Genomic DNA, 16,286 nt, shown 5'->3' with positions numbered 1-16,286 from the left:
GGGCAGAATGGCGGGGTGAGCACCACCCCGCCGACCACCCCGCGCCTCCGGCTCCCGTCCCCGCTCCACGAGCTCAGGGACGACCGGTTCACACGGCACGGAGTCACTCTCACGCTCAAGCGGGACGACCTCATCCACCCGGACCTCCCGGGCAACAAGTACCGCAAGCTCTTCCTGAACCTGGACGCCGCCGTCGCGGCCGGGCACGAGTCCCTGCTGACGTTCGGCGGCGCCTACTCCAACCACCTCAGGGCGACAGCGGCGGCGGGCCGCCTCCTCGGCATGGACACCATCGGCGTGGTCCGCGGCGACGAACTCGCCGACCGCCCCCTGAACCCGTCGCTGACGCGTTGCGCGGCCGACGGAATGCGCCTGCACTTCATCGACAGGACGACGTACCGCGAGAAGTCGGACCCGGAGGTCCTGGCCGCCCTCCTGCGCGCGACAGGCGCCAAGCACCCCTACGTCATCCCCGAAGGGGGCAGCAACTCCCTGGCCGTGCGGGGCTGCACGGCCCTGGGCGAGGAACTGCGCGGCCGCACCCACACGGCGGCCGTGGCCTGCGGCACGGGCGGCACCCTGGCCGGCATGGCGGCGGGCCTCGCCCCGGGTCAGCACGCGCTCGGCATACCGGTGCTCAAGGGCGGCTTCCTCGGCCCCGACATACGGGCACTGCAACAGCGGGCCTTCGGCGCCCCCACCGCCAACTGGCGCCTGGACGAGCGCTTCCACTTCGGCGGATACGCCCGTACGTCCCCCGAACTCACCGCGTTCGCAGATGACTTCGAGGACCGGCATGGCCTTCCCGTGGAGCGCGTCTACGTGGCCAAGCTCCTCTACGCGCTGACGGCCCTCTCCGAAGAGGGCGCGTTTCCCTCCGGCACCGACGTCACGGCGGTGATCACCGCGACGGAGCCCGCGGCTCCCACGGCTCAGTCCTCGACCTCCCGATAGGCCGCCGCCTCCTCCAGGTCCAGCTTCCGAAGCAGCGTCCGCATCATCTCGTCGTCGATGCGCCGCTCGTCCCGCATCGTCACGAACACCTCCCGCTCCGCGGCGATCGCCTCCCGGGCCAGCCTGCGGTAGGTCTCGTCCGCCGACTCCCCCGTGACGGGGTTGGGTTGGCCAAGGCGCTCCCACACGGAGTTGCGGCGTCGCTCGAGAACGGTGCGCAGACGGTCCTGAAGGGGCTGTGGGAGGCAGTTGCGCTCGCCCTCCATCAGTTCGTCCACCCGGCGCTCCGCGGCCTGCGAGGCGGCGTTCTGTGCCTGCGCCTCCGCGAGCGTCTCCGCCTGCGTGTCACGCCCCGGAAGCCTCAGGACCCGGATGAGCCACGGCAGCGAGAGCCCCTGCACGACCAACGTGCCGATCACCGTGGTGAAGGTCAGGAACAGAACGAGGTTGCGCGCGGGGAACGGCTCCCCGTCGTCCAGGACGAGCGGGATCGAGAAGGCGATCGCCAGCGACACCACACCGCGCATCCCGGCCCAGCTGACGATCAGCGGCCGGCGCCAGTCCATGTCGCTCTCGCGCTCCTTGATGCGCTTCGACAGGATCCGCGGCAGATAGGTCGCCGGATACGACCACACGAAGCGCACGAGGACGACGAGGAAGAAGACCGCCAGCGCGTACCAGGCCGCCTGCGGGCCGCTGTACTCGCCGAGTCCCTTGAGCACGAGTGGCAGTTGCAGTCCGATCAGCGCGAAGACGGCCGACTCCAGGATGAACGCGACCACCTTCCACACGGCGGCCTCCTGGAGCCGCGTCTCGAAGTCGACCTCCCAGGAGCGGTGCCCGAGGAACAGGGCGACGACGACCACGGCGAGCACTCCGGAGGCACCGACCTGCTCGGCGGCCGCGTACGCGACGAAGGGGATCAGCAGGGAGAGGGTGTTCTGCAGCACCGCCTCCTTCATGTGCCGGCGCAGCCAGTGGATCGGCACCATGAGGATCAGGCCGACACCGACCCCGCCGACCGCGGCCACCAGGAACTCCCTGATCCCGCCCGCCCAGCTCGCGCCCTCGCCGACCGCCGCCGCCAGGGCGACCTTGTAGGCGGTGATCGCGGTCGCGTCGTTCACCAGCGACTCGCCCTGCAGGATCGTGGTGATCCGTGACGGCAGCCCCACCTTCCGCGCGATGGCCGTGGCCGCCACCGCGTCAGGAGGCGCGATCACCGCGCCGAGGACCAGCGCGGCGGTCAGCGGCAGGTCGGGGATCAGCAGATACGCCAGATAGCCGACGGCGAGGGTCGCGAACAGCGTGTAGCCGACCGAGAGCAGCGCCACGGGTCTGATGTTGGCGCGCAGATCGAGGTACGAGCTCTCCAGGGCCGCGGTGTGCAGCAGGGGCGGCAGGATCAGCGGCAGCACGATGTGCGGGTCCAGGTGGTAGTCCGGCACCCCGGGGACGTAGGCGGCGACGAGACCCGCCGCCACGAGGAGCAGCGGCGCGGGCACCGGTGTCCGGCGGGCGGCTCCGGCCACCGCGGCGCTCGCCGCGATCAGTGCCACCAGGGGCAGTACGTCCATCGGTCAGGCCCTCCGCGCTACGCGTTCCCGTCGTAATCTGGCAATCATGAACGAGTGCCCGCATGTCGCAGCGCTGCCGCACCCCGAGCCCGCGCCACTGAGCGAGACCTGTCTCGAGTGCCGCGCGGCCGGCAGTCACCCCGTGCAACTACGGCTCTGCCTGGACTGCGGCCACGTGGGCTGCTGCGACTCCTCGCCCTTCCGGCACGCGACGGAGCACTTCAAGGACACCGGGCACGCGGTGATGAGGACCTTCGAACCGGGCGAGAGCTGGCGTTGGTGCTTCGTCGACGGTTCGATCGTCTGACGCCTGGGTACGTCAACCCGACGCCCGTACTCTCCAATTGGGACCGCGAGACCCCTAGCCACTCTCCGTACCCTTAGGCTTACTATGAGTGACAGCAACGGAGCGGGGTCCCCGGGACACGGAACTGGGGAGCGCGGTAGCGTCACCGCATAACTACGTGGTGCGTTACCCGTGTGACGCAGTCCGGACCGCCGCTTGACGGCGGACCTGGAGCCCCGAAAGTGCTTGTACCACCTTGGAGGTGAGGGTGTCCCAGATCGCAGGCGAGCCCGGGAATCAGGACTTCGTCGAGGTCCGCCTTCCTGCCGCGGGTGCCTACCTGTCGGTGCTGCGTACGGCCACGGCCGGTCTCGCGGCGCGTTTGGACTTCACTCTCGACGAGATCGAGGACCTGCGCATCGCGGTCGACGAGGCCTGCGCGATCCTGCTCCAGCAGGCCGTGCCCGGCTCCGTGCTCAGCTGCGTCTTCCAGCTCGTCGACGACTCCCTGGAGGTGACCGTCTCGGCGCCGACCACCGACGGCCGGGCTCCGGAACGGGACACCTTCGCCTGGACAGTGCTGTCCGCCCTCGCGGGTCAGGTCGACTCCTCCGTGGCCGAGGACAACACCGTCTCGATCAGTCTCTACAAGAAGCGCGGCGCGGGACCCGGGCCGGCGTGAGGGACGGGGAGGGGCCGGTGCGGGACGAAGAGCGCGGCACACGGGGTCTGCCCGGTGGCCGGGAAGGGACGCCCACGAGGGGGCGCGAGGCTCCGGTGGAGCCGGCGCTCACGGGCATCCCCGAGCAGCAGGCCAGGCCGCACCCTCAGGACCCGGAGCAGCCGGGTCCGTCGACTGTGGCTGACGCGTCGGAGCAGGCAGAGCCGACCGCCCAGGAGGAGCGCGCGAAGCCCTCCGTCCGGGGCGGCGCGCAACGGGCGGGATACATGAGCGAGCAGCAGCACACCCGGCACGATCCGCAGGACCGCAGCGGTGCACGCGCGATGTTCATCGAGCTGCGCGAGCTGAAGGACGGCAGTCCCGAGTACGCGGACCTGCGCAACAAGCTGGTCCGCATGCACCTGCCGCTCGTCGAGCACCTGGCCCGCCGGTTCCGCAACCGCGGCGAGCCTCTCGACGACCTGACGCAGGTCGCCACCATCGGCCTGATCAAGTCCGTGGACCGCTTCGACCCGGAGCGCGGCGTGGAGTTCTCCACGTACGCGACGCCCACGGTCGTCGGCGAGATCAAGCGCCACTTCCGTGACAAGGGCTGGGCGGTCCGGGTCCCGCGGCGCCTCCAGGAGCTGCGGCTCGCGCTGACCACGGCGACCGCCGAGCTGTCCCAGCTGCACGGTCGCTCGCCCACGGTGCACGAGCTCGCCGAGAAGCTGGGCATCTCCGAGGAGGAGGTCCTGGAGGGCCTGGAGTCGGCCAACGCGTACTCCACGCTGTCCCTGGACGTCCCGGACACGGACGACGAGTCCCCGGCGGTCGCGGACACCCTGGGCGCGGAGGACGAGGCCCTGGAGGGCGTCGAGTACAGGGAGTCCCTCAAGCCGCTGCTGGAGGACCTTCCACCCCGCGAGAAGCGCATCCTGCTGCTGCGGTTCTTCGGCAACATGACGCAGTCGCAGATCGCCCAGGAAGTCGGCATCTCCCAGATGCACGTCTCCCGGCTTCTCGCCCGCACACTCGCGCAGCTGCGCGAGAAGCTCCTCGTCGAGGAGTGACGGAGGAGCAGACCGCCCCTCCGGGTCTGCTCCTTCGGTAAGCCCGTACCGCCCATACCGTCCGGGACGGCTACTTCACGTCGTCCTGCACGTTCCCCGGGCCCCGGATGCCGAGCGCCTGGGTCGTGGCGGGATTGACCAGCAGGACGAGCGCGGTGACCGCGACGACGGCGAGCGCGATACCGGCCGGGATGGCCATGCTGTCGACCTGCAGAAGCTGCCAGGCCACCGGCAGCGCCATGATCTGCGTGATGATGGCGGGCCCCCGGCTCCAGCCGCGGCGGAGCAGGAGCCCGCGGGCGGCGAGCAGGGGCAGGAGCGCGAGGACGATCAGCGTGACGCCACCCGTCGTGGCCTGTTCCGGGTTGTCGGGGTCACCCGCGAGGCCCATGACGAGCATGTAGACACCGGCGGCGATGAGTGCGACGCCCTCCAGCGCGGCAAGGGCCGCGGCGGCCGTCAGACGTCCGGGACGCGGGCCGGGCTCCGGTGCTTCGGGGGTGGGGTTCCGCTCAGTACTCACCCTTGCAGCGTAGCTGTGCGTGTCCGTGCTCCGGCCCCCGGTCCGCCCCCTCGGTCTGTGCCGGGTAAAGAGGGCTAGGTACTCTGCTTCGCATGCGTGCACTCCTTGTGGTCAACCCGGCGGCAACCACCACCAGCGCGCGCACGCGTGACGTACTGATCCATGCGCTGGCGAGCGAGATGAAGCTCGAGGCGGTCACCACGGAGTACCGCGGCCACGCCCGGGACCTCGGCAGACAGGCCGCGGAGAGCAAGGACATCGAGCTGGTCGTCGCCCTCGGCGGAGACGGCACGGTCAACGAGGTCGTCAACGGACTGTTGCACAACGGCCCCGATCCGGCCCGCCTGCCTCGCCTCGCGGTCGTCCCCGGCGGCTCCACCAACGTCTTCGCGCGCGCCCTCGGTCTGCCCAATGACGCCGTGGAGGCGACCGGCGCACTGCTCGACGCGTTGCGTGAGGGAAGCGAACGGACAGTGAGCCTGGGCCGGCTGTCCGGCACCCCGGGCACCGAGGACGAAGCGGTACCCGCACATTGGTTCACTTTCGCCGCCGGGTTCGGCTTCGACGCCGGGGTGGTGGGGCGGGTCGAACAACAGAGGGAACGCGGGAAGCGGTCCACGCACGCGCTGTATTTGCGCCAGGTGGTCCGTCAGTTCCTCGACGAACCGCACCGCAGGCACGGAATGATCACGCTGGAACGGCCCGGCAAGGACCCGGTCACCGACCTCGTGCTTTCCATAGTCTGCAACACCTCTCCGTACACCTACCTGGGCAATCGCCCGATGTACGCGTCCCCGGGTGCGTCTTTCGACACGGGCCTGGACGTGCTCGGTCTGAGCAGGCTCTCCACCGCCGCGGTGGCCCGGTACGGGACCCAGCTGCTGACGTCGACGCCGAATCGCGGACCACACGGCAAGCACGCGGTTACGCTCCATGACCTCACCGACTTCACCTTGCATTCAAAGGTGCCGCTCCCCCTTCAGATGGACGGTGACCACCTAGGGCTGCGCACGAGCGTGACGTTCACAGGCGTTCGCCGTGCACTGCGTGTGATTGTGTGAGTGGAAGGGGCCAAAGTCCTTTCACTCGAACGTTTAGGCCAGGGTCCACCCCATGGAAGTACGGCTGTGACCCAGTCGACACTGAGGAATCAAAAAAAACTTTCCGGAAGGGGTTGTATCCGCCGCCGAGGTTTGCGAATCTCTACATGGCGATCGGGACGGCCCGCAACATCGGCCCCACAGATAGCCAGAACCCCCTCCTCAACGCATAGGACATCGTCGCCCATGTGACGAAAGTCCCTTCCGTTGTCGAGGGATTCGTGAAAGCGTTCACATTCACAAGCAACCCTGCATGTAATACCAAGGAGAGGTAGCAGCCATGGACTGGCGTCACAACGCCGTTTGCCGCGAGGAAGACCCCGAGCTCTTCTTCCCCATCGGCAACACCGGTCCTGCGCTGCTGCAGATCGAGGAAGCCAAGGCCGTCTGCCGCCGCTGCCCCGTCATGGAGCAGTGCCTGCAGTGGGCGCTCGAGTCCGGCCAGGACTCCGGCGTCTGGGGTGGCCTCAGCGAGGACGAGCGCCGCGCAATGAAGCGCCGCGCCGCTCGCAACCGTGCACGCCAGGCAAGCGCCTGACGCTCACGCCCCCTACGAGCCTTAGCCCGGCGGCGCGTACAGCGAGTACGCATCTCCCGCCCCCGAGCCGCAGCCGCGCAGTACCCCCGATGCGCAACGCAACGTGAGCAGTGAGCCCCGGACCGAAGTGGTCCGGGGCTCACTGCTTTCCGTTTGCGTATGCGCTGTTCCGTACGTGAGTGCACTACGTGCACCGCGTGTCCTACTTGTCGGCGCGCACCGGGATGTCGAGAACGACCTGTGTGCCGCGTTCCGGGGCCCGCACCATGTCGAACGTTCCGCCCATCTCGCCCTCGACCAGGGTGCGGACGATCTGCAGGCCGAGGTTGCCCGAGCGGTGCGGGTCGAATCCGTCGGGCAGACCGACGCCGTCGTCCTGGACGGTGATGAGGAGTCGGGCGTCCTTGCTGGTGCCGCCGCGCACGGCGGAGACCTCGACCGTGCCGGTGTCGCCTTCCTGGAAGCCGTGCTCCAAGGCGTTCTGCAGGATCTCGGTGAGGACCATCGCCAGCGGGGTCGCGACCTCGGCGTCCAGGATGCCGAAGCGTCCGGTGCGCCGGCCGGTGACCTTGCCGGGCGAGATCTCCGCCACCATCGCGAGGACGCGGTCGGCGATCTCGTCGAACTCCACGCGCTCGTCCAGGTTCTGGGACAGCGTCTCGTGCACGATGGCGATCGAGCCCACGCGGCGTACGGCCTCTTCGAGCGCTTCACGTCCGGTGGCCGAGTCGATGCGCCGCGCCTGGAGGCGCAGGAGTGCGGCGACCGTCTGGAGGTTGTTCTTCACCCGGTGGTGGATCTCCCGGATGGTCGCGTCCTTGGTGATCAACTCCCGCTCGCGACGGCGCAGTTCGGTGACGTCGCGGAGCAGTACGAGCGAGCCGATGCGCGGGCCCTTGGGCTTGAGCGGGATCGCGCGGAGCTGGATCACGCCGTCGCCGCCCTCGATCTCGAACTCACGGGGCGCCCAGCCGCTGGCGACCTTGGCGAGCGCCTCGTCGACCGGGCCGCGGGACGGGGCGAGTTCGGCCGTCGCCGTGCCGAGGTGGTGACCGACCAGGTCTGCGGCGAGGCCGAGGCGGTGGTAGGCGGAGAGCGCGTTCGGCGACGCGTACTGGACGATGCCGTCGGCATCCAGCCGGAGCAGACCGTCGCCCACGCGCGGGGACGCGTCCATGTCGACCTGCTGGCCGGGGAACGGGAAGGACCCGGCGGCGATCATCTGGGCGAGGTCGGACGCCGACTGAAGGTATGTCAGTTCCAGGCGCGAGGGAGTGCGCACCGTGAGGAGGTTGGTGTTGCGAGCGATGACGCCCAGGACGCGCCCTTCCCTGCGTACGGGGATGGACTCGACCCGCACCGGGACCTCTTCGCGCCACTCGGGGTCGCCTTCGCGCACGATGCGGCCCTCGTCCAGGGCGGCGTCGAGCAGCGGGCGGCGTCCGCGCGGGACGAGGTGGCCGACCATGTCGTCCTGGTAGGAGGTGGGGCCGGTGTTCGGCCGCATCTGCGCCACGGAGACATAGCGGGTGCCGTCGCGGGTGGGGACCCACAGCACGAGGTCGGCGAAGGAGAGGTCGGAGAGCAGCTGCCACTCCGAGACCAGCAGATGCAGCCACTCGAGATCGGAGTCACCGAGAGCGGTGTGCTGGCGTACGAGGTCGTTCATGGAGGGCACGTGTGCGAGCGTACCTGGCACGCCCGGCGGGACCGCCCCGGGAGATTCCCGACGAGCCGCGGCGCCAGGGCGGGACCCTCAACCCACCCACGGCACCGCAGCCCTTCAGGAACACCGACCACCGGAATGTGCGGTACCGGACGGCCGATCAGAGGATCCGACACGGTCAGGGCAGAGAGTGCCGGTTCCTCGGTCCACCCTCCTGTGCGGGAAGGGCGGATGCTTTACCAACGCATTGTGGACTAGACCATTCACCTGTGTCTACGCGTCGGCAGATGTTTGTTGTGTTGTCTCTTTGTCACGCTTGCGGCCCGGCGGGCACCTGCCGTCCAGCGGGGTCACACCCCGGGCCAGACCCGCATGGCCAGCTCGGCGACCGCTTCCAGCTCCTGCCGGCTCGCGCCGTCGCGGGACTGCTGGGACATGCCCTGGAGCACGGCTCCCGTGTAGCGGGCCAGGGCGGGGGCGTCGGTCTGCGGGGGGAGTTCGCCCGTGGCGACAGCGGCCCTTATGCGCGACTCGATGGAGCTGATGTTCGCGTTGCGCCGGTCGCGCAGGCCGGCCTCGACCTCCGGCGTCGTGCAGTTCGTCGCGGCGCAGATGACCAGGCAGCCGTGGGGGTGGCCGGCTTCCGTGTACTTGTCGGCGGCCTCGTGCAGCATCCGCGCGACTCCGTCGCGGACGGTGGGCTCCTCGGCGAAGGCGCGCTCGCCGAAGGAGCCGTGCGTCTGCCCGTACAGCGTCACGACCTCCTCGAACAGTGACTGCTTGTCACCGAAGGCCGCGTACATGCTGGGGGCGCCGATCCCCATGGCCCGGGTGAGGTCCGTGACCGATGTCGCTTCGTACCCCTGATCCCAGAAGGTGCGCAGCGCCTGCTCAAGGGCGGTGTCGCGGTCGAAGGAACGGGGGCGCCCGCGCTGTTTCGTCGCCATGGAGTGAATTGTATAGCGAGCGCTAGAAAAACGGCTCGGGGTGCGCTACGGTTTTTTCTGTAACGACCACTAGAGAAATAGGGGGCGGCTCTCATGGGTGCGCTTGCAGGGAAGCTCGCGGGGAAGACGGCGCTGGTCACGGGCGGCAGCCGCGGCATCGGGCGGGGCATCGCCGAGCGGCTGGGGCGGGACGGAGCACGGGTGGCCGTGCACTTCGGCAGCAATGAGACCGCGGCGAAGGAGACGGTCGCGGCGATCGAGTCCGCGGGCGGCTCGGCCTTCGCGATCGGGGTCGAGCTCGGAGTGCCGGGTGACGCGCAGTCACTGTGGGAGGCGTTCGACGCACACGCGGACGGCGTGGACATCCTGGTGAACAACGCGGGGATCGGCACGTCCCGGCCGTTCGCCGACATCGACGAGGCGGAGTACGACCAGCTGTTCGCGGTGAACGCGAAGGCACCCTTCTTCATCACGCAGCTCGGCGAGCGGCGACTGCGGGACGGCGGGCGGATCATCAACATCTCGTCGGGCCTCTCTCAGGCCGCGGTCATGCCGGAGATCATGACGTACGCCATGACGAAGGGCGCCCTGGACGTGTTCACGCGCAACCTCTCCAAGGTGCTCGGCGCCCGCGGCATCACGGTCAACTCCGTGGCACCGGGCATCGTGGACACGGACGTCAACGCCGCATGGCTGCGCGGCGACAAGAACAAGGAGGCGTGGGCGGGCGCGGCGGCGATGTCGGCGCTCGGCCGTGTCGGCACCCCGGCGGACATAGCCGACGCGGTGGCGTTCCTCGCCTCGGACGACGGGCGCTGGGTCACGGGGCAGTGGATAGACGCGACGGGGGGTTCGCTGGCATAGGTGGGTGGACGCGACGGGGGTACACCGGCGTAGGCGTCTCGATGGGGCGGGGCAGGCTCGACGGGCGGGGGTGGGCCGGAGAGTCGAGCATGGGAGGCGGGGAGTTCGTGCTGCCGAGGCTCGGGAACCTGGGGTCACGGCGGGGCAGCTCTGCTAGATTGGTCTATACCACATAATCCAGTAGTCCCCCGTGGGTGCTCTCTCCAGACCCGTGAGTCCCCCCTCCAGATCGGCAGGCCCAGCGTGGAAGTTGTCATCGTCCCGGACGCCAAGGCAGGCGGCGAGCTCATCGCGGAGGCCATGGCCGCCTTGGTACGTCGTAAGCCTGACGCCCTGCTCGGTGTCGCCACCGGATCCACCCCGCTGCCCATCTACGAAGCCCTGGCCGCCAAGGTCGCCTCCGGTGCCGTGGATGCGTCGCGGGCGCGGATCTGCCAGCTCGACGAGTACGTGGGGCTGCCCGCCGGGCACCCCGAGTCCTACCGTTCCGTGGTGCTGCGTGAGGTCGTCGAGCCGCTGGGGCTCAGTGAGAAGTCCTTCATGGGGCCCGACGGCAGCGCGCAGGATGTGCAGGCGGCCTGCGAGGCGTACGACCAGGCGCTCGCGGACGCCGGAGGCGTGGATCTCCAGCTGCTCGGGATCGGCACGGACGGGCACATCGGGTTCAACGAACCGTGCTCGTCCCTCGCCTCGCGCACCCGGATCAAGACGCTGACGGAGCAGACGCGGGTGGACAACGCGCGGTTCTTCGACGGGGACATCGAGCAGGTGCCGCACCACGTGATCACGCAGGGGATCGGGACGATCCTCGAGGCGCGGCACCTGGTGCTGCTCGCCACCGGTGAGGGCAAGGCGGACGCGGTGGCCGCGACGGTGGAGGGGCCTGTCGCCGCGGTTGTGCCGGCTTCGGCTCTGCAGTTGCATCGGCACGCGACTGTCGTCGTGGACGAGGCGGCCGCGTCCAAGCTGAAACTTGGGGAGTACTTCCGGGCCACGTACGCGGCGAAGCCGGCCTGGCAAGGGCTTTGAGCGGGCCCCTGGGCCTTGTGCGGAGGTGCCGGGACCGCCCCCTGCTGGGGCGGTCCCGGCACCTTTGCGTTGTAGCCATACCTGCTGGTGTGTGAGGGCTGGGCGCGCAGTTCCCCGCACCCCTTCGGGGCGTCCCGAAGGGGCGCGCTCTAGATCCCCGCGATGGCCTCCGCCGCCGCCACGCCGCAGACCCTCGCCGCGCCATGTGTCGCGATGTGTACCGAGCCCCTCGGAGGGGCCTGGGGGACGCCCATCTCCACCACGATCGTGTCGGGGCGGGCGGACAGGAGCGTGTTCAGGGCCTCTGCCATCCACGTGTGCCGGTGGGCGTCGCGGACCACGGCCACGATCCGCCGCTCCCCCGCCTCCGCGAGGGCCGGCGCACCCGCGTCCGCGCCCGTGAAGCTGCCCGTCTCCGTGCCCGGGAGCAGGCGTGCCAGCTCCGCGGCCACGCCCCACGGGGTCTCGTCACCCACCGCGATGTTGGCCATCGGGGTGAAGGCGGCGACGTACGGAGCTTCGGTGAGCGGGGCCGCGTAGGACTCGCCCCGGGTGACCGTCAGGGCGCGGCGGGCCGCGACCAGGCCGATCTCGGTGCCGGGCGCGCCCCCCGAACGCTCGGCCGCGCCCGACACCGAAGTCCAGTGGGCCAGCGCCCGTACGCGTGTGGCCGCGTCGGCGAGGCGCTCCTCGGAGAGCTCGCCCGTGCGGACGGCCCCGACCAGCGCGTCGCGAAGGCGCAGGACCGTGTCGTCGTCCGCGAGGCCGCCGCCCACACAGATCGCGTCGGCACCCGCGGCGATGGCGAGGACGCTGCCGCGCTCGATGCCGTACGTGGCGGAGATGGCCTGCATCTCCATGCCGTCCGTGACGATCAGGCCGTCGTAGTTCAGTTCCTCGCGCAGGATCCCCGTCAGGATGCGGCGCGAGAGCGTCGCCGGGTACTCCGCGTCCAGGGACGGGACGAGGATGTGCGCGCTCATCACCGCACGCGAGCCCGCGGCGATCGCGGCCCGGAACGGCGCGAGGTCGCGGGCGCGCAGCACCTCGGGGTCCACCCCGATGCGCGGCACGTCATGGTGCGAGTCGACCGCGGTGTCGCCGTGCCCCGGGAAGTGCTTGGTGCAGGCGGCGACGCCCGCGGACTGCAGCCCCTCGACGTAGGCGGCGGTGTGCCGGGCCACCAGGAGCGGGTCGGAGCCGAAGGACCGTACGCCGATGACGGGGTTGTCCGGGTTGGAGTTGACGTCGGCGGACGGCGCCCAGTTGAGGTTGACGCCGCACGCGGCGAGCCGGCGGCCCAGCTCTGCGGCCACGTCACGGGTGAGCTCCGTGTCGTCGACCGCGCCGAGGGCGTGGTTGCCGGGGAAGGAGGAGCCGGAGCGGACCTCCAGGCGGGTCACGTCACCGCCCTCCTCGTCGATGGCGACCAGGACGTCGCCACGCTCGGCGCGCAACTGGGCCGTAAGTGCGGCCAGTTGTTCGGGGGAGGCGATGTTGCGGCCGAACAGACCGACCGAGGCGAGGCCTTCACCGATCCTGCGCAGCAGCCAGTCCGGCGCGCTGGTCCCGACGAAGCCGGGCTGCAGGACGGTCAGGGCGTCGCGGGTCAGAGTGTCGGCGGGGCGGGTGAGTGTCGTCATATGGCGGGTTATCCCTTCACGGCACCGTCGGTCAGACCGCTGACGGCCCTGCGCTGCAGGAAGACGAAGAGGACGAGGATCGGGATGGCGAAGAGCGAGGCGGCGGCCATGGTGGCGCCCCAGTCGTCGCCGAAGGCGGTCTGGAAGCCGGACAGCCACACCGGCAGCGTCTTGGCCTCCGCCTCCTTGTTGAGGACAAGGACGAGCGGGAATTCGTTCCAGGCGGTGATGAAGCCGAAGAGCGAGGTCGACATCAGGCCCGGCGCGAGCAGCGGCAGGATCACCCGGCGGAACGCCTGCATCCGGGAACAGCCGTCGACCATCGCCGACTCCTCCAGCTCGCGCGGCACCGCGGCGACGAAGCCGCGCAGCGTCAGGAGCGTGAAGGGAAGGATCATCACCATGTAGAAGAGGGTGAGCGGAACCAGGCTGTTCAGCATGTCGGCGTCGCGCACGATGATGTAGATCGCGATGACCATGACTTCCCAGGGCGCCATCTGGGCCAGCATGAAGCCGATGATGAAGCCCTTGCGGCCCTTGAAGCGCATCCGGGCGAGTGCGAACGCCGACGCGAGGCCGATGATCAGCGAGAAGATCACGGCGAGCAGGGTGACGGTGAGGGAGTTGCCGACCATCGTCCAGAAGTGTTCGGCCTGCACGGCGGTCTTGAAGTGCTCGAACGTCGCGTCGGTCGGGAACCACACCGGGTCCTCGCTGATGATGTCGCCGGTCGGCTTGAAGGCCGTGGCGAACATCCAGTAGACCGGGAAGACGAGGCCGATGAAGAGAACGACGGCAACCGCGTTGGGCCAGATGCGACGGACCACCGACGAACGCGACGAACGCGACGACCTCGATGAAGCGGTGCGGTTCACAGCTCGTCCTCCCCTTGCTTGAGCACGATCCGCAGATAGAAGGACGTCAGGACCAGCAGGATGACAATGGTGAGCAGGGCGATCGCCGCACCCATGCCGAAGTGCTGGTTGCCCATGCCCTCGATGTAGGCGTAGACGGGCAGGATCTCGGTGAGCCGGTCAGGGCCGCCCTCGTTGAGCGCCATGACCTGCGCGAACGCCTTGAAGACCCAGATGACCTCCAGGAACGTCGTCGCGTAGAGGAAGGGCCGCAGATAGGGCAGCGTGACGTTCGTGAAGCGCTTCCAGGCGCCGGCGCCGTCGAGCGACGCGGCCTCGTAGAGCTCCTTGGGGATCGTCGTCGTCGCGGCGTACAGGTTGATCGCCACGAAGGGGATCGACTGCCAGACGATCAGGACGATGACCACGAAGAAGGTGGAGTACTGGCTGCCCATCCAGTCGTACTCGGCCATCGAGTGCCAGCCGGCCTTGTCCAGGACCCAGTTGACGACGCCGAAGCGCTGGGCGAACAGCCACTGGTAGACGGTCGTCGCCGCGATGACCGGCATGGCCCAGGCGAGCACGAGCCCGACCAGGAGGAACGTCCGCATCCGCTTGCCGAGCCGTGCGAGCAGCAGTCCCACCAGCATGCCGAGCAGCATGATCAGTGCGACGTTGACCGCGGTGAAGGCGATCGAGCGACCGGTGACCCGCCAGAAGTCCTCGCCGCTGAGGACCTCCTTGAAGTTGTCGATCCCGTTCCACTCCGTGAGGTGGAGGATGAACTGCCTCATGTTGAGGTTCTGGAACGACAAGATCCCGTTGTTGATCAGCGGCCAGCCGAGGAACAGCAGGGTGGCCGTGAGCGCGGGGAGCAGGAGCAGGTAGGGGGCGAGCGATCGGGCCCCCGTGCGGGGCTTACCCGGATCCGCCGGCCGTCTGTCCGATTTCAGATCCTCCGTCGGGCCGGAGGGCGGCCGTTCGGTCTGCACGGTCATGCTTCGCCATCTCTTTCGTGGGCATCGCGGAACGCAGCGCTTTTGTGGGCATCGCGGAACGCAGCGCTGCGCCGGGGGCAACGGGCCCGGGGGCAGTGACACCCCGGGCCCGGAGACACCGGCAGGAGCGCTTGCTTACTGCTTCTGCGACAGGCGCTTGTTGAGCTCGCCCTCGACCTGCTTGGCGGCCGCGTCGTTGGACTTACCGTTCAGCACCGCGGTCATGTAGTTCTTGATCGGGTTCGGCGGGTTCTCCACCGCGGCCCACTCCGGGATCAGCGGGGTCGTGCCGCCGCCGGCGGTGGCGGGGGCCATGGCCTCGGCGGCCGGGTTGCCCTTGAGCTGGGCCTCCAGGGCCTGCTTGTTCGGGATGACGCCGCCTTCCTTGGCGAGCGCCCCCTCGAACTTGTCGCTCAGCGCGATCTTCAGGAACTCCTTGGCGAGCTCCTGCTTCTTGCTGGTCGCGGCGACGGCGAGGTTAGAGCCACCGAGGAAGACGCCCTCGGGCTTGTCGGCGGTGGGACCGGGGATGGTGAAGTAGCCGATGTTCTCCTCGAACTTCTTGTCCTTGCTGGCCTCGATCGCGGTCGCGGCCTCCCAGCTCATGCCGATGAAGGCGCCGGTCTTGCCCTTGGCGAAGACCTCGGCCTGCTGCGGGGTGGCCTCGTCCTTGTTCTTGGGGGCCTTGGAGAGGTCCGCGAACTGCTTGTACGTCTTCATGGCCTTGGCGACCTTGGGGTCGGTCAGGTTGGAGACGTACTTGTCGCCGTCCTTCTTGACCAGTTCGGCGCCCTCACCGATGGTCAGGCCGACGAAGTGGTACCAGTTCTGGCCGGGCAGGTAGATCGGCTCGGCGTCCGTCTTGGACTCGATCGTCTTGAGGTCCTTGAGGAACTCCGCCCGCGTCTTGGGGGTGTCCTTGATGCCGGCGTCGGCCCAGACCTTCTTGTTGTAGATGACGACGCGGTTCAGGACGAACCACGGGGCGGCGTACTGCTTGCCGTCCACGACCGAGGACTTGTTGATCGACTCGGTCCAGTCGGCGCCGACCCCTTCCTTGAGGTCACTGAGGTCGGCGAGGCCACCGGTCTTGGCGTACGCGGCGGTCTGCGTGTTGCCGATCTCGAAGACGTCCGGCGGGTTCTCCTCGGAGAGGGCGGTCGTCAGCTTCTGCTGGATGCCGTTCCACTGCTGGACTTCGAGCTTCAGCTTGGCGCCGGTCTTCTTCTCGAAGGCGGCCTTGACGTCCTTGGTCCAGCCCTCGGGCGTGGAGCCGTCCATCGCCCAGAGCGTCAGGGTCTCCCCCTTGAAGCCGTCCGCCCCGGCCTTCTTGTCGTCGCCGTCGTCGCCGCCACAGGCCGCGATCGAGACCAACATGCCCGCGACACCGATGGCCGCTATGAGCTTGCGCTTCACGTCACCCTCCTCAAGGGATGCCAGTCAACCCCCCACCCGCAGCGACCAAATGGACCGAGATCTGCCCGTGGGACTGGAACCTGGTCTTTAATGGTGTAGACCAGTACGGGGAGCTTGGCCTAGACCTTTAGGGGTGTCAAGGGTGTATAAGAAGGGC

Annotated in this window: 16 protein-coding genes; 8 read left to right on the top strand and 8 right to left on the bottom strand. The window is 69.1% G+C overall.

The window, feature by feature from the left end:
- The first annotated feature begins 15 nt into the window (after positions 1 to 15).
- Complete coding sequence (locus AB0I94_RS05655) at positions 16 to 954, top strand: pyridoxal-phosphate dependent enzyme (RefSeq protein WP_363308123.1); 939 nt, start codon at positions 16 to 18, stop codon at positions 952 to 954.
- Here AB0I94_RS05655 and AB0I94_RS05650 read toward each other — a convergent pair.
- Complete coding sequence (locus AB0I94_RS05650; RefSeq protein ID WP_363308121.1) at positions 933 to 2,531, bottom strand: Na+/H+ antiporter; 1,599 nt, start codon at positions 2,529 to 2,531, stop codon at positions 933 to 935. The two genes, AB0I94_RS05655 and AB0I94_RS05650, sit on opposite strands and share 22 nt — an antisense overlap.
- Positions 2,532 to 2,577: 46 nt before the next feature.
- Between AB0I94_RS05650 and AB0I94_RS05645 the strand changes: the two genes are divergently transcribed.
- From AB0I94_RS05645 to AB0I94_RS05635, 3 genes are all read left to right on the top strand, one after another.
- Entirely contained in the window at positions 2,578 to 2,838 is a 261-nt protein-coding gene (locus AB0I94_RS05645; RefSeq protein WP_363308119.1) for a UBP-type zinc finger domain-containing protein, read from the top strand.
- 247 nt (positions 2,839 to 3,085) lie between these two features.
- Entirely contained in the window at positions 3,086 to 3,499 is a 414-nt protein-coding gene (locus AB0I94_RS05640; RefSeq protein WP_363308118.1) for an anti-sigma regulatory factor, read from the top strand.
- Positions 3,496 to 4,551 (top strand): RNA polymerase sigma factor SigF, encoded by a 1,056-nt coding sequence (locus AB0I94_RS05635; protein WP_363308117.1) that lies wholly within the window; start codon positions 3,496 to 3,498, stop codon positions 4,549 to 4,551. Before AB0I94_RS05640 ends, AB0I94_RS05635 begins: the two co-directional genes overlap by 4 nt.
- Positions 4,552 to 4,621: 70 nt before the next feature.
- Here AB0I94_RS05635 and AB0I94_RS05630 read toward each other — a convergent pair whose 3' ends face one another.
- Entirely contained in the window at positions 4,622 to 5,074 is a 453-nt protein-coding gene (locus AB0I94_RS05630; RefSeq protein WP_363308116.1) for a hypothetical protein, read from the bottom strand.
- A 92-nt stretch (positions 5,075 to 5,166) separates the two neighbouring features.
- On the opposite strand from AB0I94_RS05630, the gene AB0I94_RS05625 reads away from it, so the two are divergent.
- Together AB0I94_RS05625 and AB0I94_RS05620 are read left to right on the top strand one after the other, a co-directional pair.
- Complete coding sequence (locus AB0I94_RS05625) at positions 5,167 to 6,135, top strand: diacylglycerol kinase family protein (RefSeq protein WP_363308115.1); 969 nt, start codon at positions 5,167 to 5,169, stop codon at positions 6,133 to 6,135.
- Positions 6,136 to 6,454: 319 nt separating this feature from the next.
- The gene (locus AB0I94_RS05620; RefSeq protein WP_016639615.1) at positions 6,455 to 6,712 is read left to right on the top strand and encodes a WhiB family transcriptional regulator; all 258 of its coding nucleotides are present in this window, start codon (positions 6,455 to 6,457) and stop codon (positions 6,710 to 6,712) included.
- 202 nt (positions 6,713 to 6,914) lie between these two features.
- Here AB0I94_RS05620 and AB0I94_RS05615 read toward each other — a convergent pair whose 3' ends face one another.
- Together AB0I94_RS05615 and AB0I94_RS05610 are read right to left on the bottom strand one after the other, a co-directional pair.
- Positions 6,915 to 8,381, bottom strand: a complete 1,467-nt coding sequence (locus AB0I94_RS05615) for a PAS domain-containing sensor histidine kinase (RefSeq protein ID WP_363308308.1) — start codon at positions 8,379 to 8,381, stop codon at positions 6,915 to 6,917.
- Positions 8,382 to 8,728: 347 nt separating this feature from the next.
- Entirely contained in the window at positions 8,729 to 9,325 is a 597-nt protein-coding gene (locus AB0I94_RS05610; protein ID WP_363308114.1) for a TetR/AcrR family transcriptional regulator, read from the bottom strand.
- Between the two features lie 93 nt (positions 9,326 to 9,418).
- On the opposite strand from AB0I94_RS05610, the gene AB0I94_RS05605 reads away from it, so the two are divergent.
- Positions 9,419 to 10,189 (top strand): SDR family oxidoreductase, encoded by a 771-nt coding sequence (locus AB0I94_RS05605; RefSeq protein ID WP_363308113.1) that lies wholly within the window; start codon positions 9,419 to 9,421, stop codon positions 10,187 to 10,189.
- A 243-nt stretch (positions 10,190 to 10,432) separates the two neighbouring features.
- Positions 10,433 to 11,218, top strand: a complete 786-nt coding sequence (nagB, locus tag AB0I94_RS05600; RefSeq protein ID WP_363308112.1) for a glucosamine-6-phosphate deaminase — start codon at positions 10,433 to 10,435, stop codon at positions 11,216 to 11,218.
- A 149-nt stretch (positions 11,219 to 11,367) separates the two neighbouring features.
- Here nagB and AB0I94_RS05595 read toward each other — a convergent pair whose 3' ends face one another.
- The 4 genes from AB0I94_RS05595 to AB0I94_RS05580 all read right to left on the bottom strand — a co-directional run bounded on the left by AB0I94_RS05595 (position 11,368) and on the right by AB0I94_RS05580 (position 16,129).
- Positions 11,368 to 12,861: a glycoside hydrolase family 3 protein gene (locus AB0I94_RS05595; RefSeq protein ID WP_363308110.1), complete on the bottom strand. Its 1,494-nt coding sequence runs from the start codon at positions 12,859 to 12,861 to the stop codon at positions 11,368 to 11,370.
- Between the two features lie 8 nt (positions 12,862 to 12,869).
- Positions 12,870 to 13,676 (bottom strand): carbohydrate ABC transporter permease, encoded by an 807-nt coding sequence (locus AB0I94_RS05590; RefSeq protein ID WP_363308307.1) that lies wholly within the window; start codon positions 13,674 to 13,676, stop codon positions 12,870 to 12,872.
- Between the two features lie 56 nt (positions 13,677 to 13,732).
- Positions 13,733 to 14,713: a sugar ABC transporter permease gene (locus tag AB0I94_RS05585; RefSeq protein ID WP_363308109.1), complete on the bottom strand. Its 981-nt coding sequence runs from the start codon at positions 14,711 to 14,713 to the stop codon at positions 13,733 to 13,735.
- Positions 14,714 to 14,848: 135 nt separating this feature from the next.
- On the bottom strand, positions 14,849 to 16,129 hold the full coding sequence (locus tag AB0I94_RS05580; RefSeq protein WP_363308107.1) for an extracellular solute-binding protein: 1,281 nt from the start codon (positions 16,127 to 16,129) through the stop codon (positions 14,849 to 14,851).
- Positions 16,130 to 16,286: the final 157 nt, after the last annotated feature.

It is taken from the genome of Streptomyces sp. NPDC050147 (genome assembly GCF_040660195.1).
In the GTDB taxonomy this organism is placed as follows: Bacteria; Actinomycetota; Actinomycetes; order Streptomycetales; family Streptomycetaceae; genus Streptomyces.
Note: the sequence above shows the minus strand (reverse complement) of the source record. Positions and strands in the feature narration are given on the sequence as shown.

Excerpts from the sequence above, each read along its gene's own strand:
- AB0I94_RS05650 (WP_363308121.1), bottom strand. The coding sequence starts at position 2,531 with ATGGACGTACTGCCCCTGGTGGCACTGATCGCGGCGAGCGCCGCGGTG.
- AB0I94_RS05645 (WP_363308119.1), top strand. The coding sequence starts at position 2,578 with ATGAACGAGTGCCCGCATGTCGCAGCGCTGCCGCACCCCGAGCCCGCG.
- AB0I94_RS05625 (WP_363308115.1), top strand. The coding sequence starts at position 5,167 with ATGCGTGCACTCCTTGTGGTCAACCCGGCGGCAACCACCACCAGCGCG.
- AB0I94_RS05620 (WP_016639615.1), top strand. The coding sequence starts at position 6,455 with ATGGACTGGCGTCACAACGCCGTTTGCCGCGAGGAAGACCCCGAGCTC.
- AB0I94_RS05615 (WP_363308308.1), bottom strand. The coding sequence starts at position 8,381 with ATGAACGACCTCGTACGCCAGCACACCGCTCTCGGTGACTCCGATCTC.
- AB0I94_RS05610 (WP_363308114.1), bottom strand. The coding sequence starts at position 9,325 with ATGGCGACGAAACAGCGCGGGCGCCCCCGTTCCTTCGACCGCGACACC.
- AB0I94_RS05605 (WP_363308113.1), top strand. The coding sequence starts at position 9,419 with ATGGGTGCGCTTGCAGGGAAGCTCGCGGGGAAGACGGCGCTGGTCACG.
- AB0I94_RS05595 (WP_363308110.1), bottom strand. The coding sequence starts at position 12,861 with ATGACGACACTCACCCGCCCCGCCGACACTCTGACCCGCGACGCCCTG.
- AB0I94_RS05585 (WP_363308109.1), bottom strand. The coding sequence starts at position 14,713 with ATGACCGTGCAGACCGAACGGCCGCCCTCCGGCCCGACGGAGGATCTG.